This is a genomic window from Stenotrophomonas sp. INTA L402-1, assembly GCF_059295135.1.
Map to the genome: position 1 here is coordinate 75,965 of NZ_JCAFWP010000011.1, position 26,139 is coordinate 102,103.

Sequence of the window (26,139 nt, forward strand, 5' to 3'; positions counted from 1 at the left end):
AGAACCCCCGGCGCTGGCCGGGGGTTCTGGGACACACATTTGCCTGTGATCTGCTTACCAGTCGCCAGCACCCGGCACGTGGTGATCGCGTGCGCGGCGGCGCATCAGCAGGTTCAGCCATTCCACCAGCACCGAGAAGCCCATGGCGGCATAGATGTAGGGCTTGGGCACGTGCACGTCCAGGCCATCCAGGATCAGCACCGCACCGATCAGCAGGATGAAGGCCAGTGCCAGCATCTTCACGGTCGGGTTTGCGTCGATGAAGCGGCCCAGCGGGTTGGCGGCCAGCAGCATCACCAGCACCGACAGCAGGATGGCGGCGACCATCACCGGGATGTGATCGGCGATGCCGACGGCGGTGATCACCGAGTCCAGCGAGAACACGATGTCGATGATGGCGATCTGCAGGATGACCATGCCGAATACACCCGAGGCCTTGCTGGTGGCCGGGTTCTCGTCTTCGCCACCGGTGATCAGTTCCTTGATCTCCATGTAGCCCTTGATGATCAGGAACAGGCCACCGACGATCAGCACCAGATCGCGGATGGAGATGCCCATACCAGCCACGGTGAACAGGTTGGCGGACATGTGCGCCAGATAGGCCAGCGACACCAGCAGGGCGATGCGGGTAATGCAGGCCACGGCGATGCCGAGCTTGCGCGCGAACGGGCGACGCTCTTCCGGCAGCTTGCTGACCGCGATGGAAATGAACACCAGGTTGTCGATGCCGAGCACGATTTCCAGTGCGCTCAGGGTGAACAGGGTCACCCAGGCATTGGGGTCGGCGAGGAACTCAAAGGACATGGAAACTCTTCAGGGCAGTGGGGGAATGGGGATCAGCCGTAATTGCCGGCCATTGCATGCGGGACCACGACCAGCGCCCAGCACAGAAGCACGTTCATCATCAGCACGAACACTGCCGCCGAACCCATGTCCTTGGCGCGGCCGGCCAGCTCGTGGATCTCGCTGCCGTAACGTTCGATCACCGCCTCGATGGCCGAGTTGGCCAGTTCCATCGCCAGCACCAGCAGCATCGAGCCGATCAGCAGCGCACGCTCGACCGGGGTCTGGCCCAGCCAGACCGCGACCGGGGTCAGCAGGATCAGCAGGTAGACCTCCAGCCGGAACGAGGACTCATGCAGCCAGGCGGCGCGCAGGCCCTGCCAGGACCAGCGGGCGGCCTGGAAGATGCGGCGCGGGCCGCGGGGCAGATGGCCGAACTGATCAGCCACGGGTCGAACATCCAGCAACAGGGGCGCGGCGCAGCGACCGCTCAGACGCACGGCAGGGAATCATGGGTGCACAGGGATAGGCAGATGGCCGCCATTTTGCCACAAGGCCGCCAGCCGCATCCCGGCACCGGCCCGGTGAATGGACTGCCAGGGGCAAGCCCCGGCCCGCCCCAGCTTCTATGATGGCTTTCCCCTTCCCTGCTGGAGCGCCTGATGTCCCGTCGCCGTACCTGCCTGCTGATGCTGGGCCTGCTGACCGCCGCCCCCCTGGCCCAGGCGCTGAGCCCGGCCAAGCCGCCGCGCGTGCCCGAGCAGGTCTCCAACGTGGCCTGGGCCGGCGACATGGCCCACTTTGCCAGCGCCGACCAGGCCAGCCCGCCGCCACGGGGCGGCATCGAGTTCATCGGCAGCTCCTCGATCCGCATGTGGGAAGGCCTGGCAGCCGACTTCCCCGGCGAGCCGGTGTTCAACCGTGGTTTCGGCGGTTCGGAAGTGCGCGACAGCACCTGGTATGCCGGCCAGATCGTGGTGCCATATGCACCGTGCAAGGTGTTCTTCTACGCCGGTGACAACGACCTCAACAGCGGCCGCAGCGCCGTGCAGGTGCGCGACGATGTGGTTGCCTTCGTGCAGCGCGTGCATCGCGACCTGCCGAAGACGAAGGTGGAGTACCTGTCGATCAAGCCAAGCCCGTCGCGCGTGCACCTGCTGCCGGCGATCAACGAGGCCAACACGCTGATCAAGGCAGCCCTGGCCAAGCTGCCCAACACCGGTTTCACCGACGTCTACACGCCGATGCTGGGCGCCGACGGCCAGCCGGATGCGTCGCTGTTCCGCGAGGACATGCTGCACATGACCCCGGCCGGCTATGCGATCTGGACCAGGGCGCTGGCGCCGAAGGTGAAGTGCAACTGAGCAACCCCATCCACGCATGGCGTGGATCTACTGCGGATCGCGGGAAACTGTCGAAGGCGGGGCGGTGTGGGTTTGCAGGACCGTTGGCGCCATGGATGGCGCCATCGAGCCCCCATGGACGGGTTTACGGCGTGTCCTGCAAACCCACACCGCCCCGCCATTTCACGGAATGCCCGCTTTTGATGTTGATGTCGCCTCGGCGGGTGCCGGGCGCAGCCCGGCAAAAGCCCTCTACCGGAAGATCACCGTGGCCTCGGTGCCCTGACCCGGCTCGCTGGCCAGGCTGACCTTCCAGCCGAAGCGGTCGCACAGCCGGCGCACGATCGACAGGCCCAGGCCGGTGCCCTGCGGGCGGCTCGGCTCGGCGCGGTAGAACGGCTCGAAGGCCCGCGACAGTGCGTCGGCCGACATGCCGATACCGGTATCGCGCACCACCACCCGATCGTTGTGCACATGCACGTCGATGCGCCCTTCGTCGGTATAGCTGCACGCGTTGCGCACCAGGTTGCTGACCACCACCTGCAGCACCCGCGGCGGCGCATGCAGCTGCACCGGGCCATCGCTGTGCAGGTGCACCGACACCGGGCGCGTACCCAGCAGCTCGTTGGCGTTGTCCACTTCGTAGCGGACGATGTCGTTGACGTCGAACAGCTCGACCTGGGGCTCGACGTCGGCCTCGCGGGCCAGGATCAGGAAGGCATCGATCACCGCCTCCATGTCACGGCCGGCACGCTGGATGCGCTGCAGGCTGCGGCGCAGGCGCGGCTCCAGGCTGTCATCGCCCAGCGCCATGTCGCTGGCCACGCGGATGACGGTCAACGGTGTGCGCAGTTCATGGCTGGCATCGCGGGTGAAATTGCGCTCGCGCGCCACGTGTGCGCTGACCCGGTTGGCCAGCGAATGCAGTGCGGCCGCCAGCTGGCGGGTCTCGCCCTGCATGTCCGCCGGCAGCTTGTTCGGCTCCAGGTCGGCCGCCTCCGGGTGGCCCGGGTCCCAGCGCGAGACGCGTCGCGCCAGCCAGTTCACCGGCGATACCAGGCGCTTGGAAGCACGATAGGTGACCCAACTGGCGCCATACACCGCCAGCAGGGTCAGCAGCACCGGCACGATGCCGAACCAGAACGCCAGCATTTCCGCGCGCGATCGCAGGAACACCAGGTACAGGCGGCCGGCCGGGCGCACATCGACCAGCACCAGCTGGTCGTCCTTGGGCAGTTCGTGGAAGCCGGGCTCCAGGTTGCGCAGATTGGCCGGCAACGACAGGGCCGACTGCCCGCTTTCCAGCAGGTAGCCACGGATGTTCTGGGTGTTGGGTGGCGGCTGCACCGGCGAGGCCTCGTGCAGCGTCCAGAAGTACGCCGCCTCCTCGCGCAGGGCGGCGCCGACCAGGCTGTGCTTGATCACCAGCGAAACCAGCCACGCACCGAGCAGGATGCCCAGGCTGGCCAGCACTGCCTGCAGGATGAAAGCGATACGGATCTTGCGCGGCAGGCCGTGCGGCATTGCGGGGTCCCGGTCAGAGCGCTGCGATTATAGGCAGCGCACCGCGCCGTTGGGATGCACGGGCGATGACCGGCGGCACTGCCGGACGGTCATCCCCTGCCCTTGTGCCTGGCCGCAGCCCGGCCCGGCCTGCGGCTGCACCGGCGCGGGCCTGCTCAGGCCATCGGCTGGGCGATGTCGGCAATGCGGTAGCCGGCACTCTGCACGGTATGCAGCAGCGGACGGTCGAACGGCTTGTCGATGATCTTGCGCAGGTTGTACAGGTGGCTGCGCAGGGTGTCCGAATCCGGCAGGCCGTTGCCCCAGATCTCGCGTTCGATCTCCTGGCGGGTGACCACGCGCGGCGATTCGCGCATCAGGATGGTCAGCAGGCGCAGGCCGATCGGCGACAGCTGCAGCTCGGTACCGGCACGGGTGGCACGCATGCTGACCGGATCGAGCACCAGGTCGGCGACCTTCAGCACTTCCGAACCGACCTGGCGACGCTCGCGGCGGATCAGCGCGCGCAGGCGGGCTTCCAGCTCCTGGATCGCGAACGGCTTGGTCAGGTAGTCATCGGCGCCGAAACCGAGGCCGGTGAGCTTGTCGTCCAGCGTGTCGCGTGCCGTGAGCATCAGCACCGGGGTGGACTTGCGCGCATCGTTGCGCAGGCGACGGCACACTTCGATGCCATCCAGGCGCGGCAACATCAAGTCGAGCACCACGACGTCATAGCTGTTCTCCGCCGCAAGGCGGTAGCCATCCAGGCCGTCCTGTGCATAGTCGACTTCGAAGCCGCGACCTTCCAGGTATTCCCCGATCATCTCGGAGATGTTGCGGTTGTCTTCGACCACCAGCACCAAGCCGGAGGTCTCCTTCGTCTGACGCATGTGATTCCCTCTAACTTCAGCTTTGTGAAACATGCCGGATCGACGGTGGACGCGATGTGAAGTTCCGTCAAGAGGTAAACAAACGGTTCAGAGCAGCGGTCTGAGCAGCGGCCAGACGTTGTCCAGCACCTTCGGCTGCGCCTGTGCGGTCGGGTGCAGCCCGTCGGCCTGCATCATGCCCGGCTGCAGGGCCACGCCCTCCAGCAGGAAGGGCAGCAGCGGCACCTTGTACTGCGTGGCCAGCGCCTTGTAGGCCGCCGCCAGGCGCTGGCGATAGGCTGGCCCGTAATTGGGCGGCACGTCGATGCCCAGCAGCAGCACCTTGGCACCGGCCTTCTGGCTGGCCTGCACCATCTTTTCCAGGTTGCCCTGCACCTGCGCCGGGGTCAGCCCGCGCAGTGCGTCATTGCCGCCAAGGGCAATCACCACCACGGTCGGCTTTTCCTTCGCCAGCAGGCCCGGCAGGCGGGTCAGTGCGCCGGCGGTGGTCTCCCCGCTCATGCTGGCGTTGACGATGCGCGCCGGGGTTTTCGACTGCTGCCTGACCCGCTGCTGCAGCAGGCTCACCCAGCCGGCGTCGGCAGGGATATTGTGGGCAGCACTGAGGCTGTCGCCGAGCACCAGCACGGTGCCGGCCGGACCTTTGGCACAGGCCAGCCCGGGCAGCAGCAGGAACCCTAGCAGCAGCACCATCATCGCGCCGGCTCGCCGGCTCCATCCCATCTTGCGCATTGGAGTCTCCTCATCGACAGCCTGTCCCCCCGCAGCGCGTCCGTTGCCATCGCCGTCGACCAGGTCGGCAAATCCGTGCAGGGCCCGGAGGGTGAAGTCCACATACTGGACAACATCACCCTGACCGTCCATGAAGGGACCAGCGCGGCCATCGTCGGCGCCTCCGGTTCCGGCAAGACCACCCTGCTCGGCCTGCTGGCCGGGCTGGACCTGCCCAGCCGCGGCCGCATCGCGCTGGCCGGCCAGGACCTGGCGGCGCTGGACGAGGAGACCCGCGCCCAGCTGCGCGCGCGTGAGGTCGGCTTCGTGTTCCAGAGCTTCCATCTGCTGCCGGCACTGACCGCCGCCGAGAATGTCGCGCTGCCGCTGGAACTGGCTGGGCGCGAAGACCGGGCGCGGGTCGAAGAAGTGCTGGCCCAGGTCGGCCTGGCCCATCGCGCCCGCCACTATCCGCGCCAGTTGTCGGGCGGCGAGCAGCAGCGCGTGGCACTGGCACGTGCCTTCGTCACCCGCCCGCGCATTCTGTTCGCCGACGAACCGACCGGCTCGCTGGACCACGCCACCGGCCAGCACATCAGCGACCTGCTGTTCGAACTCAACGCCGGCAGCGGCACCACCCTGGTGCTGGTCACTCACGACCTGCGCCTGGCCCAGCGTTGCCAGTACATCCACCGCATCGACGACGGCCGCCTGCTGCCGGTCGAGCGTGGGGCGCAGGCATGAACCTGCTGCGGCACGCGTGGCGCGCGCTGCGCCGCGAGGCGCTGGCCGGCGACCTGCTGACCGTGTTCGCCGCGCTGGTGCTGGGCGTGGCGGTGATGACCGCGGTCGGCACGCTGGTGAACCGGGTCAACCTGGCACTGACCGGCAGCGCAGCGGAAATGCTAGGCGGCGACCTCGGCATCGCCGGGCGCGATGACCCGCCGCAGGCGTTCGCCGACGAGGCGCAGCGGCGCGGACTTTCCTACACCCGTATCGCCAGCTTCGGCAGCGTGCTGTTCAACGCCGATGCCAGCCAGATGGCCAGCATCAAGGCGGTGCAGGCGGGCTATCCGCTGCGTGGCACGCTGCGGGTGCGGGCCACGCCCGGCGGCGCCCTGATCGACAACGCCGGCATGCCGGCCAAGGGCCAGGCCTATGCCGACCCACGCCTTCTCCAGGGGCTGGGACTGAAGGCCGGTGACGACCTTGAATTCGGCGCTGGCACGCTGCGCATCGCCGGCATCATCGAGGCCGAGCCGGATACCGGCGGCGACCTGCTTACGCTTTCCCCCACCCTGCTGGTCAACCGCGCCGATGTGGAAGGCACCGGCCTGCTCGGTCCGGGCAGCCGCATCAACTACCGGCTGATGTTCGCCGGAGCAGCAGAGCCGATCGCGGCACTTCGGCAATGGCTGCTGCCGCAGGTGAAGGGCCTGCGCCTGCTGAGTGTGGACGACACCCAGCGTGGCGTGCGCCAGGCGTTCGACCTGGCCGGGCGCTTCCTCGGCCTCAGCGCGCTGCTGGCGGTATTGCTGGCCGGTGTTGCCACGGCGCTGGCGGCGAACCGCTTCGCCCTGCGCCGCATCGACCAGGTGGCGATCCTGCGCTGCCTGGGCGCGCGCCAGCGCGACATCCTGTCCGGTCTGGCACTGCAGCTGCTGATGCTGGCGGTGCCGGCCTGCGCACTCGGCATCGGCCTGGGCATGGCGGCGCAGGAGGGCCTGGTGCAGGTGCTGGGCAGCCTGGTGCCGCAGCGCCTGCCGCTGCCCGAGGCAATGCCTGCGCTGACCGGTGCCGGCATCGGGCTGTTGCTGCTGTTCGGCTTCGGCCTGCCGCCGCTGCTGCGCCTGCGCGGGGTGCCGCCGATGCGGGTGCTCAACCGTTCCTTCGCCGCCCTGCCGCCGGCCTCGCTGCTGGCCTACGTGGCTGCCCTGGCGGCCAGCCTGCTGCTGGCGGTGCAGGTCACCGGTGATCTCAAGCTGGCGCTGTGGGTGCTGGGCGGGTTGGCCGCGCTGGCGGTGGCGGCCGGCGTGGTCGGCTTCGTGCTGCTGCAGCTGCTGCGCGGCCTGCAGCACCGCCTGCATGGCCACTGGCGGCTGGGTCTGGCCGCGCTGACCCGGCGCCGGATGCTGGCGGTGATGCAGCTGGTGGGGCTGTCGCTGTCGCTGTGCGCGCTGTTGCTGCTGGCGGTGACCGGCCCCGGCCTGCTGCAGCAGTGGCGCGAGCGACTGCCCGCGGATACGCCGAACTACTTCCTGATCAACATCCAGCCCGAACAGCGCGACAGCGTGCTGGCCGCACTGCGTGGACTGGGCGCCAACGACGCCAGCATCGAACCGATGGCCACTGGCCGCCTGATCGCGATCAACGGCAAGCCGCCGCTGCGCGTGGACCGCTCGCCGGAGCAGAACGGGCAGCCGGCACAGGGCGAAGGCCAGCGCGATGACGACGACGAGAACCGGCCGTTGAACTTCAGCTGGCGCAACAGCTTCCCGCCGGCCAACACACTGGTCAACGGCACCTTCTGGAAGGCAGACAGCACCGCCGCCGAAGCCTCGGTGGAAATCGGCTGGGCCAAGCGCTACGGCGTGCATCCCGGCGACCGCATCACCATTGCGGTGGGCGAGCAGGAACGCGAGTTCACTGTCACCAGCATGCGCAAGGCCGACTGGAACACTTTCCGGCCGAACTTCTTCGTGCTGCTGAACCCGAATGCGGTGGGCGATACGCCACACAACCTGCTGTCGGCATTCCATCTACCGGCCGGCAAGGCCGCCGGACTGGGCGAGCTGGTACGCGCGCAGCCGAACCTGTCGCTGCTGGACGTGGACGCGGTGATCTCGCAGGTGCGCGATGTGATGGAACGGGTGGCACAGGCGGTGCAGCTGGTGATGGTGTTCAGTCTGCTGGCCGGCGTGCTGGTGCTGCTGGCCGCGCTGCAGGCCACGGCCGGTGAACGCCGCTACGACAGCGCGGTGCTGCGCACGCTGGGCGCGACCCGGCGCCAGCTGCGTGGCGCGGTACTGGTGGAATTCGGTGCGCTGGGCACGCTGGCGGCGTTGCTGGCGGTGGGCGCGGCCGCTGCGATCGGCGTGGTGGTTTCGCAGAGGGTGTTCGAGCTGCCGTTGCTGCCGCCGTGGCCGGGCCTGCTGATCGGCGGCCTGGTCGGCATCGGCTTGAGCCTGCTGGCAGGCTGGTGGGGTACGCGGGCGATCCTGCATACGCCACCAGCACTGGCCCTGCGCGAAGCCTGACGCGATCGTGACACGCTCGGGTGGGGCGCTATGCTGCGCGCCCCACCCGATCAGATCGTCCGGAAGCGCGGAAGGTTGCTCCCGCGCTCCCGAGGTTCAAGGAATGAAGATGAAATACAGCCTCTGCCTGCGCATCCTTCTGGCCAGTTCCCCGCTGCTCACCGCGGTGCTGCCCGCAGGCGCCCGCGCGGCGGAGGGCTATGTTCCTGACGCGGTGCAGGCCTTCGTGCTGGAAACGGTGCTGGCCGATGAAGCGCAAGCCTTCCTCGAGGGCCACCCGACCTATCTGGTTCCGGCCAGCGTGTCACGCACGCGCAGCGATGCCGACGTGGTGGCCGACCTGCGTGCTGAGTTCGACCGGTTCTACCGGGGCCAACCGAAGCCGAGAAAGGAAGTGGCGCACATGGCGATCCTCGTCGCACAGACCGCGCTGCTGCTGCCGGACCGGAGCGCCTGCAGCACGGATCGAGTGCGTTGCCACCAAGCTGTCATGGGCGTCCGCACCCGCGATGACGAGGCCAGCCTGCAGGCTACCCTGCGTGCCTTCCAGGACGCCGGGCTGGACCTGACCACCTTGAGTGGGCCGGCGTCCTGAGTGCATCGCATCCACGCATGGCATGGATGCAGCGTGCGATCACCGATGGAGAGCGTGCCGAGCAAGCTCGGCACCTACCAGGAGCGGATATCCGGCACGGCACATCCACATCACGCGTGGATGCAGCGTGCGATCACCGATGGAGAGCGTGCCGAGCAAGCTCGGCACCTACCAGGAGCAGATATCCGGCACGGCACATCCACATCACGCGTGGATGCGGCGTGCAATCGCCAACGAAGAGCGTGCCGAGCAAGCTCGGCACCTACCAGGCGCGGATATCCGGCACGGCACATCCACACCACGCGTGGATGCGGTGTGCGATCACCGGCGAAGAGCGTGCCGAGCAAGCTCGGCACCTACCAGAAGCGGATACGCGCCGCGGCACCTGACCAGAGGATCCGCGCCATGAGTCGAGCAGGGCTCGACTTACTGGGCCTTTTCCACGTACTTGGCGAACACGTCGTCGATCTGCTTGTCCTTCACCTTCTTGCCGGCCTGGATCTCTTCGGCCTGGGTGAACATCGGGATGATCATCGCCATGCCGTCGATCTTGGTCTTCAGGTGCACGCCCGGGGCCTGGCCGAGGAAGCCGTCCCAGCGCTGGCGCACCTTTGCCCAGTAACCGGCGGTGGCCTTCCAGTAGTTGCGCGCCGGGGTGAAGTCGACCTCGGTGGTCTTCACGTAGTCGTTGAAGCCGAACTCGCGGGCGATCTCCACCTGGCTGCCATCGGCGTTGCGCTGCACCTTGGTGTTGAACTGCTCGTGGGTCCAGCCGTTCGGGGTCAGCGTGTGGCGGTTGATCACGGCCAGCGCGTTGTAGTCACTGCGCTTGGTGTACTCGCGGCGCGGCAGCGGACGCCAGCTCAGGTCGCTGGTCCAGCTCGGCACGTTATTGGTGTAGGTCCAGGTGCCGGTGCCGCAATAGCGCGGTGCGTCGCTCACTTCGTATACGCACTGGGTCCAGGCGCCCTGGTTCACCGCCGCCGGAATGCTGCGCACCTTCCAGGTCTGGTCGGCACTGAACTCGAAACGGTTCGGTGCTTCGTACACCCAGTCCTGACGCCAGTGCTTGGTGATGTGGCCGCTCTTCTCGTCCAGCAGCAGGTGCTGCAGCACGATGCGCTTCGGCGTGTCCTCGACCACGATGACCACTTCGCTGCCGCCGCTGCGCATCGCCGGTGCGCGCTCGTAACCCGGCTTCAGCAGCACGGTCTCGTCGAAGGCGAAGTCCACGGTGTACTCACCCTGCATGGCAAGGATGCTGTCGTGGTCACGGGCGATATCGGAGGGCTGCGCGCTGGCCACGCCGCTGGCGGCGAGCACAAGCAGGGCGCTGGCTGTCTGGAGCTTCATCGGGGTCTTCCTTCGGGGTTGCAGATGCGTTGAGAGGCCGTCCGTGGCCGACAGGCGTTCCATCAGGAGTGGGTCACAGGCGGATCAGCGGCAGGTCGCCGGGAATCCGCGGCGCCGGACGCCGCGCGACATCGGCACAGCAGCAATCGTCGATTGCCAGCTCGCCTTCGGCACCTTCCAGCCGTGCAATGCGGCGCGCGGTGGCTGCGCCCAGCGAGGACAGGGTCGACAGACTGGCGGCCAGCGTGCGGCCATCGTCGGCGGCATGCAGGCGCAGCGCGCACAGGCGCCAGCGCTGGCCACCCAGATGACCGGCCAGGCGTCGCCACAGGCGTTCGCCGACGCTGCCATCGCTGTCGTGCTCGGGCCCCGGCGGCAGCGCAGCCACCAGCCGGTCCCAAGCCAGGAAGTCGCTGTCCGGCAGCAGGTACAGGCGCCACACGCAGCGGCCGCGGCCATCGAGGAAGCACAGGCTTTCGCGCAGGCCTTCGCTGTCCACGCCCTGGCAGGCATGCACGCGTACGGCCTGGCGCCAGCCGCCCAGCTCGTTGCCGTCGGCGTGGTACAGGCACAGCACGGTGCCGAGCGTGGCCAGCTGTGCCGGGGTCGGCCAGGCCGCGCTGTGCGGCGCGGCGATGGAGTCATTCCTGCGTGCGGACAGTGCTCGGCTCATGAGGTCACCAGGAAACGGCAAGGCTGGCGGAGAAGGTGCGGCCCGGGCTGCTGAAACGATCGCTCAGTGCGCGATTGGTGATCAGGCTCGGGGTGATGGACGACCATTCGATGTAGCGCTTGTCGGCCAGGTTGAACACGCCGACATTGAAGGTGGCACCCGGTGCGAAGTTCCAGTGCGCCATCAGGTCCAGCACGCCGTAGCCGGCCGGCTGGTAGACGAACGGCGCCGGTGCGTTCGGATTGGTCTGCGCAGCAGGCGGCGGCAGGCGCTTCTTGCGCTGCACGAAGGTGCCGGCCAGTTCGACGCCCCAGGTATCGGTGTCGTACATCAGGCCCAGCGTGCCACGCAGCGGATCGACCGAGGCCAGCGGTTCGTCATCGGTCCGGTTGTCACCACGCGACCAGGCCAACGCACTGCGCAGCGCCCAGCCCTTCAGCGCCGGGCTGAGTTCACCGAACTCGATGCCGGCCTTCATTTCCGCGCCATAGATGCGCGCGTCGGCGATGTTCTGCGACTGGAACACGGTCAAACCCTGTGCGTTGCGGCCGGTATCGACGTTGGACTGGATGAAATCCTTGTAGTCGTTGTAGTAGCCGCTGACGCTGACGTACGCCGCCGGCGCGATGAAGCGCAGGCCCAGTTCGTAGCCGTCGCTGGTTTCGGGCTTCAGGTCCGGGTTGGCGATGGCAGTGTAGCCGAAGGCCACGTTGGTCAGGCCGATGTTGACGTCGTTGTACGGCGGCGAGCGGAAGCCACGCGCATACCCGGCGAACAGCGACCACTGGTCGGTGAAGCGCCAGACCATGCCCAGCTTCGGCGACACGCTGGTCTTCTTCAGCTGGGCCACGGCCGTGGTCGGGTTGTCTTCGGCGAAGATGCTGTCCACTTCCGGCTTCAGCTCGTAACGGTCCACGCGCACGCCCGGCACCAGCGACAGCTTGCCGTCGGCCAGGCGCATTTCATCCTGCGCGTACAGGCCCAACTCGGTGGTCTTGCTGATCGGGAAGTCACGCACCGGGAAGGTGTCGGGGGTAACGATGTTGCTGACCACACCGGCACGGTTGACCTGGTAGCCGTCGCGCTTCTGGCGGATCTCGGTACGGGTGCCTTCGAAGCCGTAGGTCAATGCGTGCTCGACGCTGCCGGTGCTGAACGCCTTGTTGAACTGCGCCTGCAGGCCAAAGGCATGCTGGTCGAAGGAGAACACGCGGTGACGGCGGCTGCCGTCGGTGCGGGTCTCGTCGGTCTGCTGCCGCGTTTCGCTGTTCTGCGCATACACCTGCCAATGCAGGCTGTCGGCGAACGGCTGGTCCAGCGCATCCATTTCGTGGGCAAAGGACACGCGGGTACGCTTCTGCGTGTCGTGGGACTTCATGCCAGTAGCCGCAGCCATCGCGCCGGGGCGCGGTGCAACGCTGGCAATCGCCGACAACACATTGGTATCGGTGGTGTCTTCGTTGCCTTCCACGGTCAGGCGGAATCGCTGGTCTTCGCTCGGTGCGTAGACCAGCTTGCTGAGCAGGCTGCGGCCGTCGCGGTCCTGCGGATTGGACGCGGTACGAGTATCGTTGTCGCTGCGCACCGTGCCCTTGTTGTCCGTTTCCTGGCCCTGGTGGTGGTTGACGTTGACCAGGCCGCTCCAGTGGTCGCCACCAAAGGCGGCGGTGGCACCGCCGAGCAGGCCCTTCCACTCACCGTCGTAGCCGAACTTCAGGCCGAAGTAGCTGTTCTTGCCGTCCTTGAGGTAGTCGGCCGGGTCCTTGGTGACGAACGCCACCACGCCGCCCAGTGCATCGGAGCCGTAGAGCGAGCTGGCCGGGCCGCGCACGATCTCCACGCGCTTGAGCGTATCGAGGTCGGTGAAGTTGCGGTTGGAACTGGCGAACGAACCGATGTCGAACCGGGTCGGCATGACGATGCCATCGGTCTGGATGCGCACACGGTTGCCGTCCAGGCCACGGATGCGGAAACCATCCAGGCCGAAGCGGGTCGCGCTGCGGGTGACCGACAGGCCCGGCTCGTAGCGCACCAGATCCTTGATGTCCTGCACCAGGTGCCGGTCCATCTGCTCGCGGTCGATGACGTCCACGGTGGCCGCCACGTCGCTCACCGCCCGCTCGGTGCGGGTCGCGGTGACCTGCACCCGGTCAAATTCGCGCGCGTCGGGCGCAGCGGCGGCAGCAGCGTGGGCGGACAGCGGCAACGCCATCCAGACAGCAAGACACAGGGCGGTATGGCGGGTCATCGGGTTCGTTCGGTCAGGCAGGGGAACCCCCGGTTACCGGCACACCCGGAAGGTGCACGCGGTAGACCGAGGGGGAGAGAGCGGGAGCGGACGGGTCGCCCACCCTGTCGGCGCTGCCGGCAGGAGGGAGGGAGGCGGGCGACCAGGCCGCGATTACTTGGTCAGGATCAGCTTGTCGTTGCTGGTGTGCCGCAGGCGATAGAAGCGGTCGCCGTGCTGGATCAGGATTTCACGACGGCCCTTGAGCAGGGCTTCGCTGTCGATGACCTCTTCCGGCGGAACGACGCGGACCGGTCGATCGCGGAGGGTCAGCGTTTCGGGGCGCAGCAGTACAGGTTGAGCATTCATGAGCATCTGGACTCGTGCGAGGGACGAGTTAAATGATAATGATTCTCAGTTGACAATCAACAACCATTCTCAATTTCATTGATGAGATTAATGATCGAATTCTGAAATTCGATAGATTTCATATATTGAAAGGTGGGGGCACACGGCTTTTGTAGAGTCGAGCCACGCTCGACTGCTCTCGCGCCGTCGCCTGGAAATGCCCGCGCTACGTGCGGAGTCGAGCATGGCTCGACTCTACAAAGGCCCAACCAACCTGGAGTCGAGCATGGCTCGACTCTCCAAAGGGTTGTCAGGCGAAGACGGCTTCGACCTGGGCCCAGCCGGCCGCGTCGACCTGCTCCAGCACGTCCAGTGCCTGCAGGTTCTGCAGCAGCTGGCTGACCCGGCTGGCGCCGAGGATCACGCTGGAAACGTTCGGGTTGCGCAGGCACCAGGCAATCGCCAGCGTGGCCGGGGCATGGCCGAGCGCGCGTGCCACCTCGCTGAAGCGCCGCACCTGGCCCAGGCGGGCCCCGGCGTCGGCCCCCAGCACCAGGTCCTGCAACCACTCCATGCCTTCCCGCCCCAGCCGCGCATCGGCCGGGATGCCCTGGTCGTACTTGCCAGTGAGCAGGCCCGAGGCGAGCGGCGAGAAGATGGTGGTGCCCAGGCCGGCACCCGCATACAGCGGCGCGTACTCGACCTCGACCCGCTCGCGGTGCAGCAGGTTGTACTGCGGCTGCTCCATCGACGGGCCCTGCAGGTTGCGCGCCTCGGCGATGTCCAGCGCCTGCTGGATCTGCGCCGCCGACCACTCCGAGGTGCCCCAGTAGAGGATCTTGCCCTGCCGTACCAGGGTATCCATGGCGTGTACGGTCTCGGCGATCGGCGCGTCCGGATCCGGGCGGTGGCAGTAATAAAGGTCCAGGTAGTCCACCCGCAGGCGCTTGAGCGCGGCATGGCAGGCGTCGGTCACGTGCTTGCGCGACAAGCCGCGCTGGGTCGGCCGCGGGTCCTTGGCACTGCCGAAGAACACCTTGCTGGACACGCAGAAACCGTCGCGCGGCAGTCGCAGGTCGGTGATCACGTCGCCCATGACCTGTTCGGCACGGCCGTTGGCATAACCCTCGGCGTTGTCGAAGAAATTGACGCCATGATCCCAGGCGGCGGCCACCAGGTTGCGGGCCTCATCGCGCGGGACCTGGTCGCCGAAGGTCACCCAGGCGCCGAAGGACAAGGCGGAAATCGGCAGGCCGGTGGAGCCCAGGCGACGGTATTGCATGCGAATCTCCTGCTGCGGGCCCGCATCCGGGCCGGGATCGAACCCCATTCTACCCGCCGCCGCCAGCCGCAAGCCCTTGCCGTTGCTGGCCTGATCGGTACCGTTGGCCGCGCACACGCTGCTTTTTCTTGCCCCGGCCCCTGCCCTGCACTAGGCTTCCCGTTTTTCGCGACGCCCCAGGGGAGTCACTCACATGGTCGAAGGTTTGGGCAGGATCGGCTTCGGCCTGTTCGGGTTGGCGGTGCTGATCGGCATCACCTGGTTGTTTTCCAATAACAAGCGCGCGGTTGACTGGAAGCTGGTTGCCACCGGTATCACCCTGCAGATCGCCTTCGCGGCGCTGGTGATCCTGGTCCCGGGCGGACGCGACGTGTTCGACGCACTGGGCAAGGGCTTCGTCAAGATCCTCAGCTACGTCAACGAGGGCTCGGGCTTCATCTTCGGCTCGTTGATGGACACCAAGAACTACGGCTTCATCTTCGCCTTCCAGGTGTTGCCGACCATCATCTTCTTCTCTGCGCTGATGGGGGTGATGTACCACCTCAACATCATGCAGGGCATCGTGCGCGTGATGGCCTGGTCGATCACCAAGGTGATGCGCGTGTCGGGTGCGGAAACCACCAGCGTCTGCGCCAGCGTCTTCATCGGCCAGACCGAGGCGCCGCTGACCGTGCGCCCGTACATCGCCAAGATGACCCAGTCCGAGCTGCTGACCATGATGATCGGCGGCATGGCGCACATCGCCGGCGGCGTGCTGGCGGCCTACGTGGGCATGCTTGGCGGTGGCGACCCAGCGCAGCAGGCCTTCTACGCCAAGCACCTGCTGGCGGCCAGCATCATGGCAGCCCCGGCCACCCTGGTCGTGGCCAAGCTGCTGATCCCGGAAACCGGCACCCCGCTGACCCGCGGCACGGTGAAGATGGAAGTCGAGAAGACCTCCAGCAACATCATCGACGCGGCCGCCGCCGGCGCCGGTGACGGCCTGAAGCTGGCGCTGAACATCGGTGCGATGCTGCTGGCCTTCATCGCCCTGATCGCGCTGCTGAACGCCCCGCTGACCTGGATCGGCGATGTGACCGGCCTGGCCGCCGCCATCGGCAAGCCGACCAACCTGTCGACCATCTTCGGTTACGTACTGGCCCCGATCGCCTGGGTGATCGGCACCCCGTGGGCCGATGCCACCACCGTCGGTTCGCTGATCGGCCAGAAGGTCGTGATCAACGAGTTCGTGGCCTACACCGAGCTGTCGCAGATCGTGAACGGCCAGATCGCGGGCGTGAGCCTGTCCGAGGAAGGTCGCCTGATCGCCACCTACGCGCTGTGCGGCTTCGCCAACTTCAGCTCGATCGCGATCCAGATCGGCGGCATTGGCGGCCTGGCCCCGGAACGTCGCCACGACCTGGCCAAGTTCGGCCTGCGCGCGGTGTTGGGCGGTACCATTGCCACCTTCATGACGGCGACCATCGCCGGCGTGCTGACGCACTTCAGTTGAACCCTTGGTTGAGAAAAGATTCCCTATGAGCAGCAGTGTCGTTGTCGTCGGTTCCTTCAATGTCGATCACGTGTGGCGGTGCGAGTCGCTGCCGGCACCGGGTGCGACCATTGCCGGCCGTTACAGCACCGGCCCCGGTGGCAAGGGCTTCAACCAGGCCGTGGCGGCCTGCCGCGCCGGTGCCGACACGCACTTCGTATGCGCGCTGGGCGACGACGCTGGTGGCGCCACCGCCCGTGAGCTGGCCGCGCAGGACGGCTTCGGTCTGATCGCCGAAGCCAGCAGCGAACCGACCGGCACCGCCGGCATCTACGTCGATGCCCGTGGCCGCAACACCATCGTGATCGGACCGGGTGCCAACGCCGCGCTGAGCACCGACTTCCTGCAACAGCAGCAGGCCCTGCTGACCGGCGCCAAGGTGGTGCTGGTGCAGCTGGAATCGCCGGTGCAGACCATCGAAGCGGCACTGGCCACGGCCCGCGAGGCCGGCGTCACCACCGTGCTCAACACCGCACCGGCCGATGCCCCCTCGACCATCGGCCTGCTCAAGCTGGCCGATGTGATCACCCCGAACGAAACCGAGTTCGCAGCCCTGCTCGGCCGCCATGTCGGTGAGCGCGTGGATGCCAATGACGTCGCCGCGCTGGACGGTGCCAGCCTGCATGCGCTGTGCCGTAAGCTGGTCGGCAACGGCACCGTGGTGGTGACCCTGGGTTCGGTGGGTGTGTTCGTGTCGCATGCCGATGAGAACCTGCGCGGCGATACCCAGCCGTACTACCGCGTGGGTGCCGAACAGGTGCAGGCGATCGACACCACCGGTGCCGGTGACGCCTTCAACGGTGCGCTGGCAGCGTCGCTGGCGCAGGTGGCCGACGCCCCGTTCGCCCGCCACGTGCGCTTCGCCAACCAGTTCGCCGGTCGTTCGACCGAGAAGGAAGGCGCTGCAGCGGCGATGCCGCACTTCACTCCGGCCGACGTGGAAGTGAAGTAGATCCACGCCATGCGTGGATGGGAAGGCCCGGGTGCGCTGGCATCCGGGCCTTTCTTTTGCCCATTGTCCAGCTCTGCGACCGCCTGCCGCATTGCCCGCATCCCGCCCCTCACCCACCATCCGCGCAGCATTTCAGCGTGGGCAGGACATGGACGGATTCCCCTGGTTGCTGGTTGCCGCCGCCGGCAGTGCCATCGCAGCCTTGCTGCATATCGGCTGCATTGCCTTTGGGGCACCCTGGTACCGGTGGTTCGGCGCTGGCCCGCGCATGGTCCGGCTGGCACAGGCGGGGCATTGGTGGCCACCACTGATGACCGCCGGCATTACTGCCGTGCTGGTCGCCTGGACGCTGTATGCGCTGGCAGCCGCAGGCTGGCATTCGCCGCTGCCGGCCAGCCGTCCGGTGCTGTCGGGCATCGCCCTGCTGTTGCTGCTGCGCGCGGCGATGGGCTTCGGGCTGGCGCTGCTCCGGCCCGGCTACAACGGCCGGTACTTCTGGGTAGTCAGTTCACTGGCCTGCCTCAGCCTGGGGCTGGCCTTCGCGTTGGGTACCCGCCAGGCCTGGCAGAGCCTGGGGTAGCCGCCTACCATCGCCCGCCCATGGGGGCGGCGGAAGCAACCGTCAAGCATCTGTTGATGCCGGTAAGGCATGAGCTGGGTGCGGATCGGCCTGAACCGGAACGCCCCCGACACGGCCGTACCGCCGCCCGGGCCCTACAATGGGCGCATGCAGATCGGTCCGTACACCATTGCCCCCAACGTCGTGCTGGCGCCCATGGCCGGCGTCACCGACAAGCCTTTCCGCCTGCTGTGCAAACGGCTGGGCGCGGGACTGGCCGCCTCGGAAATGACCATCAGCGACCCGCGCTTCTGGACCACGCGCAAGTCGATCCATCGCATGGACCATGACGGCGAGCCGGCACCGATCAGCGTGCAGATCGCCGGCACCGAGCCGCAGCAGTTGGCCGAAGCCGCCCGCTACAACGTGGACCACGGCGCGCAGATCATCGACATCAACATGGGCTGCCCGGCCAAGAAGGTGTGCAACGCCTGGGCCGGTTCGGCACTGATGCGCGACGAGCAGCTGGTGGCGCGCATCCTCGAAGCCGTGGTCAACGCAGTGGACGTGCCGGTCACGCTGAAGATCCGTACCGGTTGGGACTGCGACCATCGCAATGGTCCGGTGATCGCGCGCATCGCAGAGAACAGCGGTATCGCGGCACTGGCGGTGCACGGCCGCACCCGCGACCAGCACTACACCGGCCAGGCCGAGTACGCCACGATCGGCGAGATCAAGGCCGCACTCCGCATTCCGGTGATCGCCAACGGCGATATCGATTCGCCGCAGAAGGCCGCCTACGTCCTGAAGGAAACCGGCGTGGACGCAGTGATGATCGGCCGCTCGGCACAGGGCCGGCCATGGATCTTCCGCGAGGTGGCGCACTACCTGGCCACCGGCGAGGAGCTGCCGCCACCGTCGCTGGATGAAGTGCGCGACATCCTGCTTGGTCACCTGCATGCGCTGCATGCGTTTTATGGCGAGCCGCAGGGCGTGCGCATCGCGCGCAAGCACCTGGGCTGGTACGCCAAGGACCGGCCGGAGAATGCCGCCTTCCGCGCGGTGGTCAACCGTGCCGAAGACCCGCAGAGCCAGATCGCGCTGACCACCGAGTACTTCGACCGCCTGATCGCCGGGGAACCGGCGTTGTCTTCGGCAGCCTGAGCGCGCCAGCCCCTCGTAACCCGCCCGACTGCCTTGATCCGTAGAGTCGAGCTTGCTCGACTGCTCCACACCGTAGAGTCGAGCTTGCTCGACTGGCTTTCTGAACAGTCGAGCGAGCTCGACTCTACGCGCCCCTTCCATTGATCACGCTCGACGCTACAAGAGCCCGCCCCCATGACCCCGCCGATTTCCTCCCCGACCTATCTGCACGGATTCTCCGGCACCGAGCAGCAGCGCCTGATGACCCAGGCCCGGCTGCTGGAATCGAGCATCTTCGGCCAGATCGACTACAGCGGCGCGCGTCGCCTGCTGGAAGTCGGCAGCGGCGTCGGCGCGCAGACCGAAATCCTGCTGCGCCGCTTCCCCGATCTGCACGTGACCGGCGTGGACCTGAGCGAAACACAGCTGGCCACCGCGCGCGAGAACCTGGCGCGCACACCGTGGTGCAGCGACCGCTACACCCTGCAGCAGGCCGACGCCGGCGAGCTGCCGTTCGAAGCACGCAGCTTCGACGCGGCGTTCCTGTGCTGGGTGCTGGAGCACGTGCCGTCACCAGCACGCGTATTGAGCGAAGTGCGCCGCGTGCTGGCCCCGGGTTCGCCGGTCTACATCACCGAGGTGATGAATGCCTCGTTCCTGCTCGACCCGTATTCGCCGCATATCTGGCGCTACTGGATGGCCTTCAACGATTTCCAGTACGACCACGGGGGAGATCCGTTCGTCGGCGCCAAGCTGGGCAACCTGCTGCTGGCCGGCGGCTTCCGCGACGTGCACACCGAGATCAAGACCATCCACCTGGACAACCGCGAACCGGCCCGTCGCAAGACGATGATCGCGTTCTGGGAACAGCTGCTGCTGTCGGCTGCCGACCAGCTGTTGCAGGCCGGATCGGTGGACGAGGAAACCGTGGAAGGCATGCGTCGCGAGTTCCGTCTGGTGCAGAACGACCCGAATGCGGTGTTCTTCTATTCGTTCGTGCAGGGCCGCGCCACGGTGTATTGATTCGGTGGAGCCACGTCATGCGTGGCTGCCTTCGCCGATGCCCCCCGCCATCCACGCATGGCGTGGATCTACTGATCAATGCACGGCGCTGTGGTCGGCCGCACCCGGCTGTGCTGCCGGCTGATGCCAGATCCGCTGCCACATCGCGGCCAACCGGCGTCCGACGTCGGCGCGTGCAGCCGGGCTGCTGTAATCCACCCGCACCTGCTCGGGCGTGATCGCCCGCCACTGCCCATCAGCCTGCTCGGCCACCGCGAAGTTGAAGGTGTAGTCCGGTTCCAGCCCCATGCGCAGGTCGCTCAGTACCAACCGGCCGTCCACCACCTGCGCACGCATGAAGCCACGGTTGAACCACGTCAGCTGCTGCACCGCCGGAATGGCCTGCGCTTCGCGCAAGGCCTGCACGTTGGATGCGTGGCCTTCGAACCGCATCGGCCCGTGGTCGGCCACCAGCGAGCGGTCGCCCACCACGTAGCCGTTCGGCGTCATTGCCACCACGCGCCACAGCAGGGTGTTGAACGGCATCGGCACCGAGAAGCGCGGCGCATCGCCCAGGCCCATCGCCGCCAGGCTCTGCTGGGCAGCACGGTCGACCTGCGCCTTGGCGATCAGGCCCCAACCCAGGTAGGCACTGCTGACCAGCAACGCCACACCCAGCACCTTGCCAGCCCAGGGGCGGGCGCGACCAAACCAGGCCAGCACGCAGCCCAGCAGCAGCCATACCGTGTAGCCGAGATCGATGATGAAGACACTTGAACCCATGGTCGGGTGTGGGCGCAGCGGCCACCACAGCTGGGTGCCGTAGACTGTGAACGCATCCAGCATGGGATGGGTGACCAGCGCCAGCTGGATCGCCCAGAACCAGCGCACAGGTGACTGGGCGACGCGGCCATTGCCGAAGCGCTTGAACAACCACCAGATCAGTGCCGCCACCCAAGGCAGCACCAGCAGCGAGTGGCTGAAGCTGCGGTGCTCGATCATGTTCGCCACCGGGTCGGCGGCAGTGAAGCCGAGCCACAGGGCGTCGAGGTCCGGCAGGGTGCCGAGCGCGGCACCGGCCAGCAGGGCCGCACGGCGATGTCCGGGCGGGGCGATGGCAGCAGCGACGGCGCCGCCGAGCACGATCTGGGTCAGGGAATCCATGGGCCGATGCTAGCGGCTTGCGGGCGTGCCGTCTTGATGGCACAGCCGCTCGCGCTCTTTTGTAGAGTCGAGCCATGCTCGACTGCTGTACGCGGGGCAGTCTGAGAAGAGCAGTCGAGCATGGCTCGACTCTACAAGAGTGGGTCAAGCCGCTTGCTTGATGCGCGCGCCCGGCAGTTCCACCAGGGTCTGGCCATTGTGGTCGAGCAGGCGCAGCGCGCCATCATGGTCTTCGGCCAGCGCGGTCAGGCTCTCCACCCAGTCGCCGTCGTTGGCATAGACCAGGCCATCGCGCTCGATCAGCGCCGCGCGGTGGATGTGGCCACAGACGATGCCATCCAGTCCGCGCCGCCGCACGTCGTCCAGCCCGGCCTGCACGAAGCGTTCGATGTAGCGTTCGGCCGCACCGCTGCGCTTCTTCAGGAACTCCGACAGCGACCAGTAGCGCATCCCCAGCCGCCGCCGCACCGCATTCAACGCCTGGTTGCCGGTCAGGATGCGGTAGTACAGCCAGTCGCCGAACTTTTCCTGCAGGCCACCGAAATGGGTCACGCCGTCGTACTCGTCCCCATGCGCGACCAGCAGGCGCCGGCCATCGGCGGTCACATGGATGGCGCGACGGCGCACCTGCATCGCTGGGAGCATCAGCCCGCACACATGGCGCAGCGACGCGTCATGGTTGCCGGGAATGTAGATGATCTCGGTCCCGGCACGGCGCAACGCGTGCAGGGCCTGGATGACTTCGCTGTGCGACTGCCGCCAGTTGGCGCGGCGATGCGCCATCCACCACAGGTCGATGATGTCGCCCACCAGGTACAACCGTTCGCAGCGCAGCTGCGAGAGGAACCGCGCCAGCTCGGTGGCATGGCAATGACGTGAGCCCAGGTGCACGTCGGAGACGAACACTGCGCGCCGGTGCGGCGACAGGTTCGCCAGCGTGCTCATGCCGGCGTCCCCGCGTCGCGCAGGTAGCGTTTGCGCTTGTTCGGCCGGATCGCGCACAGGTCCACTTCGATCAGGCCGTCGATCGAATCACTGAAGTCCGGGTCGACACCGAAGGCAAGGAAACGGGCGCCACCGGGTTCGCACAGATCGGTGTACTGGCGATACAGCGTCGGCACGCCGGTGCCGAGTGCGGCCAGGTTGGCCTTGAGCACATCGAACGCGGCACCTGCATCCAGCTCGCCGAAACTTGGCGGCGCGGCGAAGTACTGGAACGGGCGGTTCGATTCGGCCAGGCCGGCGGTACCGCTGTAGTAGCGCTGGTAGTACGCCACCAGCTGCTCGCGTGCATCGCGTGGCAGCGCTGCGCTGATCGACACGGCGCCGAACAGGTAGCGGATGCCGGGCCGGCACTGCAGGTAGGCGCCGATGCCCTGCCACAGGTAGTCCAGGCTGCGGCTGCCCCAGTAATCAGGCACCACGAAGCTGCGGCCCAGTTCCAGGCCTTCGGCGATGTGGGTGATGGCGTCGTCGGAATAGCGGAACAGCGACGCGCTGTAGAGCCCGGACAGGCCGTGCCGGGCCAGCGCGTGAGCACCACGCATGATCCGGTAGGCGCCGGCGATGCGCTGCGCGGCCGCGTCCCAGATCACGATGTGTTCGTACCGCGGATCGTAATCATCCAGATCGCGGCTGCGCCCGGTGCCCTCGCCTACCTGGCGGAAGGTCAGCTCGCGCAGACGCCCCAGCTCCAGCAGCAGCGGCGAATCGGCGGCACAGGTCGCCAGCAGGATCTGCTTGCCGTCGGCGGTCTGGCCCAGCTGGGTCGCCGCGGCGATGCCTGCGGCCACCTGTGAAGGCGGCACCGGGGACGCCAGCGGCTCGGGGCCTGCTACAGCAGCTGCATCGCCCGCCGCCCCATTGCGGCCCAGCGCATACAGCGCGCGGCGCACCGCCAGCAGCTGTGCGCCCGGGTCGCCGCCCTTGCCCAGCTGCATCGGCTCACCGATGCTCAGCCGCAGCGGACGGCCACGACGGGTGAACATCTCGCGCGCCAGCAGCGCGGTGCCCGCCGGCTTGAACAGGGTCGAGGCGCCGTAGAAAAGCGCCGAGTTGCGCGCCTCCACACGCACCGGCAGCACCGGCGCGCCAGCGGCACGGGCAAAGCGGACGAAACCGCGCTGCCAGCGACCATCACGGATGCCGCGCAGCGACAGCCGCGAGACCTCGCCGGCCGGGAACACGATCACGCACTGCTCGGCGGCCAGCGCCTCTTCGACGGCATGCAGGCTGCCACGCTGGGCCTTGCCACCGAGGATGCGTACCGGCAGCAGCAGGTCCTGCAGTGGCGCGATCGCCCCCAGCAGGTCGTTGGCCACGATCCGCACGTCACGGCGGATGCGGCCGACCGCGTCCAGCAGAGCGAGGGCATCCAGTGCCCCGGAGGGATGGTTGGCGACGATCAGCAGGCGGCCGGTGGCCGGGATCCTGGCCAGCGCGGCCGGGTCCACCTGGTACTGGCCGTCGATGAACTCCAGGCCGGCGGCGACGAAACCGAAGCCACGCAGGCCTGAGCTGCGCTGCAGGAAGGCTTCGATCTGGTCCAACCGCGACCAGCGGCCGACGCTGCGCAGCAACGGCCGCGCCAGTTGGCCACGGCGGCCATGGAACCAATCGGGGAAGCGTTGCTGGAGACGCTGTTCAAGTTCCTGCATGGCAGATCCACTCATGCCCGGCGGCCGGATTGGCCGACAGCCTGCGCCCGGCAGGCGGCAGCCAGATGGCGGTTTTTGGGCAGAACGATGACGGCCGCACAGCCGCTGCCGGGCGTTGTGGCCCGCGCAGTCGGGGCCGGTAGCCGCCCGCTGCGTTGTCACGCTGGTGGAACACTGGGCCTCGAGGCTGAGCCCCAATCCCGGCCGGACGGCCCCTGCCGGGCCTACGCGGGCTTAACCACCGGCAACCGGTACAGGTTCACAATGCACAGGCGGCGCACCCCGTGTATCATTCGCGCCCATCTTTCCATCCGAATCAAGGGATATTACGCCTGATGTCCAGCTATCTCTTCACCTCCGAGTCGGTCTCCGAAGGCCATCCGGACAAGGTTGCCGACCAGATCTCCGATGCGGTGCTGGACGCGATCCTGACCCAGGACCAGCGCGCCCGCGTGGCCTGCGAGACCATGGTCAAGACCGGTGTTGCCATTGTGGCCGGTGAGATCACCACCAGCGCCTGGATCGACCTGGAAGCGCTGACCCGCAAGGTCATCACGGACATCGGCTACGACAGCTCCGACGTCGGCTTCGACGGCGCCACCTGCGGCGTGCTGAACCTGATCGGCAAGCAGTCGCCGCACATCGCCCAGGGCGTGGATCGCAAGAAGCCGGAAGAAATGGGCGCTGGCGACCAGGGCCTGATGTTCGGCTATGCCACCAACGAGACCGACAGCTACATGCCGGCCGCGATCCACCTGTCGCACCGCCTGGTCGAGCAGCAGGCCAAGATCCGCAAGAAGAAGAACTCGCCGCTGTCGTGGCTGCGCCCGGACGCCAAGAGCCAGGTCACCCTGCGCTATGAAAACGGCGTGGTCTCGGCCATCGACGCCGTGGTCCTGTCGACCCAGCACGCCCCGGGCATCAAGCAGAAGGACCTCATCGAGGCCGTCCGCGAAGAGATCATCAAGCCGGTGCTGCCGGCCAAGTGGCTGCACAAGGGCACCAAGTTCCACATCAACCCGACCGGCAAGTTCGAGATCGGCGGCCCGGTGGGCGACTGCGGCCTGACCGGCCGCAAGATCATCGTCGACACCTACGGCGGCTGGGCCCGTCACGGTGGTGGCGCCTTCTCCGGCAAGGACCCGTCCAAGGTCGACCGTTCGGCAGCCTACGCGGCCCGCTACGTGGCCAAGAACGTGGTTGCCGCCGGCCTGGCCGACCGTTGCGAAGTGCAGGTCTCCTACGCCATCGGCGTGGCTGAGCCGACCTCGATCTCGGTCACCACCTTCGGCACCGGCAAGATCAGCGACGACAAGATCGAGAAGCTGATCCGCAAGCACTTCGACCTGCGCCCGTACGGCATCATCAAGATGCTGGACCTGGTGCACCCGATGTACCAGCAGACTGCGGCCTATGGTCACTTCGGCCGCAAGCCGAAGGAGTTCAGCTACCTCAACGGCGAAGGCGAGACCGTCAACGCCACGGCCTTCTCCTGGGAGAAGACCGACCGCGCTGCCGCCCTGCGCGCCGATGCGAAGCTGAAGTAAGAAACACGAAGGGCCGCTCACGCGGCCCTTCTGCTTCTGGTAGAGCCGGCCGCTGGCCGGCTTTTTCATGGCCTCCGGAAACAATCGCGTGGTTGCCGGCCAGCGGCCGGCACTACCGGTTGCCGATACAATCGCCCCATGTCGACCGAACTGAAAACCCACCAGCTGTCCATGACCGTGCTGATGTCGCCGGAGATGGCCAATTTCTCCGGCAAGGTCCACGGTGGCGCCATCCTGCGCCTGCTCGACCAGGTCGCCTACGCCTGCGCCAGCCGTTACGCCGGCAGCTACGTGGTCACCCTGTCGGTGGACCAGGTGATGTTCCGCCAGCCCATCGCGGTGGGCGAGCTGGTCACCTTCCTGGCCTCGGTGAATTACACCGGCACCTCGTCGATGGAGATCGGCATCAAGGTGGTGGCCGAGGACATCCTCAAGCGCAGCGTGCGCCATGCCAACAGCTGCTTCTTCACCATGGTGGCCGTGGATGAGGAAGGCCGGCCAACGCCGGTGCCGTCATTGCAGCCGGTCACGTCGGACGAGAAGCGCCGCCAGGCAGCCGCATTGATCCGCCGCCAGCTGCGCCAGGAAATGGAGCAGCGCCTGTCTCTTATACACATCT

General features: G+C 67.3%; 24 protein-coding genes. 11 read left to right on the forward strand and 13 right to left on the reverse strand.

The genetic code is table 11. The features are described 5' to 3' along the window. Positions 1-54: 54 nt before the first annotated feature. Positions 55-804 carry a TerC family protein gene (locus AC5O77_RS08810; protein WP_004144462.1) on the reverse strand — a complete coding sequence of 250 codons (750 nt, stop codon included), beginning with the start codon at positions 802-804 and terminating at the stop codon, positions 55-57. Between the two features lie 32 nt (positions 805-836). Beyond that, the gene (locus AC5O77_RS08815; RefSeq protein ID WP_032129924.1) at positions 837-1,232 is read right to left on the reverse strand and encodes a diacylglycerol kinase; all 396 of its coding nucleotides are present in this window, start codon (positions 1,230-1,232) and stop codon (positions 837-839) included. Between the two features lie 213 nt (positions 1,233-1,445). On the opposite strand from AC5O77_RS08815, the gene AC5O77_RS08820 reads away from it, so the two are divergent. Beyond that, a complete protein-coding gene (locus AC5O77_RS08820; RefSeq protein WP_478057637.1) occupies positions 1,446-2,147 on the forward strand; it encodes an SGNH/GDSL hydrolase family protein in 702 nt (233 codons plus the stop codon). 231 nt (positions 2,148-2,378) lie between these two features. On the opposite strand, the gene AC5O77_RS08825 is transcribed toward AC5O77_RS08820, so the two are convergent. The 3 genes from AC5O77_RS08825 to AC5O77_RS08835 form a co-directional block, all read right to left on the reverse strand. Further along, positions 2,379-3,650: a sensor histidine kinase gene (locus AC5O77_RS08825; RefSeq protein ID WP_032129926.1), complete on the reverse strand. Its 1,272-nt coding sequence runs from the start codon at positions 3,648-3,650 to the stop codon at positions 2,379-2,381. 155 nt (positions 3,651-3,805) lie between these two features. Continuing rightward, complete coding sequence (locus tag AC5O77_RS08830; RefSeq protein ID WP_002811889.1) at positions 3,806-4,519, reverse strand: response regulator transcription factor; 714 nt, start codon at positions 4,517-4,519, stop codon at positions 3,806-3,808. An 87-nt stretch (positions 4,520-4,606) separates the two neighbouring features. Further along, positions 4,607-5,251, reverse strand: coding sequence for an arylesterase (locus AC5O77_RS08835; RefSeq protein ID WP_478057639.1), 645 nt, complete (start codon positions 5,249-5,251; stop codon positions 4,607-4,609). A gap of 75 nt (positions 5,252-5,326) precedes the next feature. Between AC5O77_RS08835 and AC5O77_RS08840 the strand changes: the two genes are divergently transcribed. The 3 genes from AC5O77_RS08840 to AC5O77_RS08850 all read left to right on the forward strand — a co-directional run bounded on the left by AC5O77_RS08840 (position 5,327) and on the right by AC5O77_RS08850 (position 9,082). Beyond that, positions 5,327-5,974 (forward strand): ABC transporter ATP-binding protein, encoded by a 648-nt coding sequence (locus AC5O77_RS08840; protein WP_100437902.1) that lies wholly within the window; start codon positions 5,327-5,329, stop codon positions 5,972-5,974. Further along, positions 5,971-8,487, forward strand: coding sequence for an ABC transporter permease (locus tag AC5O77_RS08845; RefSeq protein WP_478057640.1), 2,517 nt, complete (start codon positions 5,971-5,973; stop codon positions 8,485-8,487). Before AC5O77_RS08840 ends, AC5O77_RS08845 begins: the two co-directional genes overlap by 4 nt. A gap of 109 nt (positions 8,488-8,596) precedes the next feature. Beyond that, positions 8,597-9,082 (forward strand): hypothetical protein, encoded by a 486-nt coding sequence (locus AC5O77_RS08850; RefSeq protein WP_478057641.1) that lies wholly within the window; start codon positions 8,597-8,599, stop codon positions 9,080-9,082. A gap of 426 nt (positions 9,083-9,508) precedes the next feature. Here AC5O77_RS08850 and AC5O77_RS08855 read toward each other — a convergent pair whose 3' ends face one another. The 5 genes from AC5O77_RS08855 to AC5O77_RS08875 all read right to left on the reverse strand — a co-directional run bounded on the left by AC5O77_RS08855 (position 9,509) and on the right by AC5O77_RS08875 (position 14,965). Then, the gene (locus tag AC5O77_RS08855; RefSeq protein ID WP_032129933.1) at positions 9,509-10,435 is read right to left on the reverse strand and encodes a DUF6607 family protein; all 927 of its coding nucleotides are present in this window, start codon (positions 10,433-10,435) and stop codon (positions 9,509-9,511) included. Positions 10,436-10,508: 73 nt separating this feature from the next. After that, entirely contained in the window at positions 10,509-11,108 is a 600-nt protein-coding gene (locus AC5O77_RS08860) for a ChuX/HutX family heme-like substrate-binding protein (protein WP_285303191.1), read from the reverse strand. Positions 11,109-11,112: 4 nt separating this feature from the next. Then, a complete protein-coding gene (locus AC5O77_RS08865) occupies positions 11,113-13,356 on the reverse strand; it encodes a TonB-dependent hemoglobin/transferrin/lactoferrin family receptor (protein ID WP_430542009.1) in 2,244 nt (747 codons plus the stop codon). A gap of 153 nt (positions 13,357-13,509) precedes the next feature. Then, complete coding sequence (gene hemP / locus AC5O77_RS08870) at positions 13,510-13,704, reverse strand: hemin uptake protein HemP (RefSeq protein WP_005412278.1); 195 nt, start codon at positions 13,702-13,704, stop codon at positions 13,510-13,512. A 289-nt stretch (positions 13,705-13,993) separates the two neighbouring features. Further along, on the reverse strand, positions 13,994-14,965 hold the full coding sequence (locus AC5O77_RS08875; protein WP_032129941.1) for an aldo/keto reductase: 972 nt from the start codon (positions 14,963-14,965) through the stop codon (positions 13,994-13,996). 193 nt (positions 14,966-15,158) lie between these two features. Between AC5O77_RS08875 and AC5O77_RS08880 the strand changes: the two genes are divergently transcribed. The 5 genes from AC5O77_RS08880 to AC5O77_RS08900 all read left to right on the forward strand — a co-directional run bounded on the left by AC5O77_RS08880 (position 15,159) and on the right by AC5O77_RS08900 (position 20,173). Next, positions 15,159-16,457: a NupC/NupG family nucleoside CNT transporter gene (locus tag AC5O77_RS08880; protein ID WP_032129935.1), complete on the forward strand. Its 1,299-nt coding sequence runs from the start codon at positions 15,159-15,161 to the stop codon at positions 16,455-16,457. Between the two features lie 25 nt (positions 16,458-16,482). After that, positions 16,483-17,448 carry a ribokinase gene (locus tag AC5O77_RS08885; protein ID WP_478057642.1) on the forward strand — a complete coding sequence of 322 codons (966 nt, stop codon included), beginning with the start codon at positions 16,483-16,485 and terminating at the stop codon, positions 17,446-17,448. 148 nt (positions 17,449-17,596) lie between these two features. Beyond that, positions 17,597-18,028, forward strand: coding sequence for a hypothetical protein (locus AC5O77_RS08890; protein WP_317218143.1), 432 nt, complete (start codon positions 17,597-17,599; stop codon positions 18,026-18,028). Between the two features lie 147 nt (positions 18,029-18,175). Next, positions 18,176-19,171 (forward strand): tRNA dihydrouridine synthase DusB, encoded by a 996-nt coding sequence (gene dusB, locus AC5O77_RS08895; protein WP_478057643.1) that lies wholly within the window; start codon positions 18,176-18,178, stop codon positions 19,169-19,171. Between the two features lie 174 nt (positions 19,172-19,345). Then, complete coding sequence (locus AC5O77_RS08900; protein WP_032129690.1) at positions 19,346-20,173, forward strand: class I SAM-dependent methyltransferase; 828 nt, start codon at positions 19,346-19,348, stop codon at positions 20,171-20,173. 75 nt (positions 20,174-20,248) lie between these two features. Here the strand turns inward: AC5O77_RS08900 and AC5O77_RS08905 are convergent, their stop codons facing one another. From AC5O77_RS08905 to olsF, 3 genes are all read right to left on the reverse strand, one after another. Then, positions 20,249-21,316, reverse strand: a complete 1,068-nt coding sequence (locus AC5O77_RS08905) for a metal-dependent hydrolase (RefSeq protein ID WP_478057644.1) — start codon at positions 21,314-21,316, stop codon at positions 20,249-20,251. 144 nt (positions 21,317-21,460) lie between these two features. Beyond that, positions 21,461-22,261 carry a UDP-2,3-diacylglucosamine diphosphatase gene (locus tag AC5O77_RS08910; protein WP_197611182.1) on the reverse strand — a complete coding sequence of 267 codons (801 nt, stop codon included), beginning with the start codon at positions 22,259-22,261 and terminating at the stop codon, positions 21,461-21,463. Beyond that, complete coding sequence (gene olsF, locus AC5O77_RS08915) at positions 22,258-23,973, reverse strand: bifunctional ornithine lipid synthase OlsF (protein ID WP_478057645.1); 1,716 nt, start codon at positions 23,971-23,973, stop codon at positions 22,258-22,260. Before olsF ends, AC5O77_RS08910 begins: the two co-directional genes overlap by 4 nt. A gap of 335 nt (positions 23,974-24,308) precedes the next feature. On the opposite strand from olsF, the gene metK reads away from it, so the two are divergent. Both metK and AC5O77_RS08925 read left to right on the forward strand, forming a co-directional pair. After that, positions 24,309-25,520: a methionine adenosyltransferase gene (metK, locus tag AC5O77_RS08920; RefSeq protein ID WP_010481882.1), complete on the forward strand. Its 1,212-nt coding sequence runs from the start codon at positions 24,309-24,311 to the stop codon at positions 25,518-25,520. A 138-nt stretch (positions 25,521-25,658) separates the two neighbouring features. Next, positions 25,659-26,139, forward strand: a 481-nt coding sequence (locus tag AC5O77_RS08925; protein WP_494506676.1) for an acyl-CoA thioesterase, incomplete at its 3' end; no start/stop codon positions are given.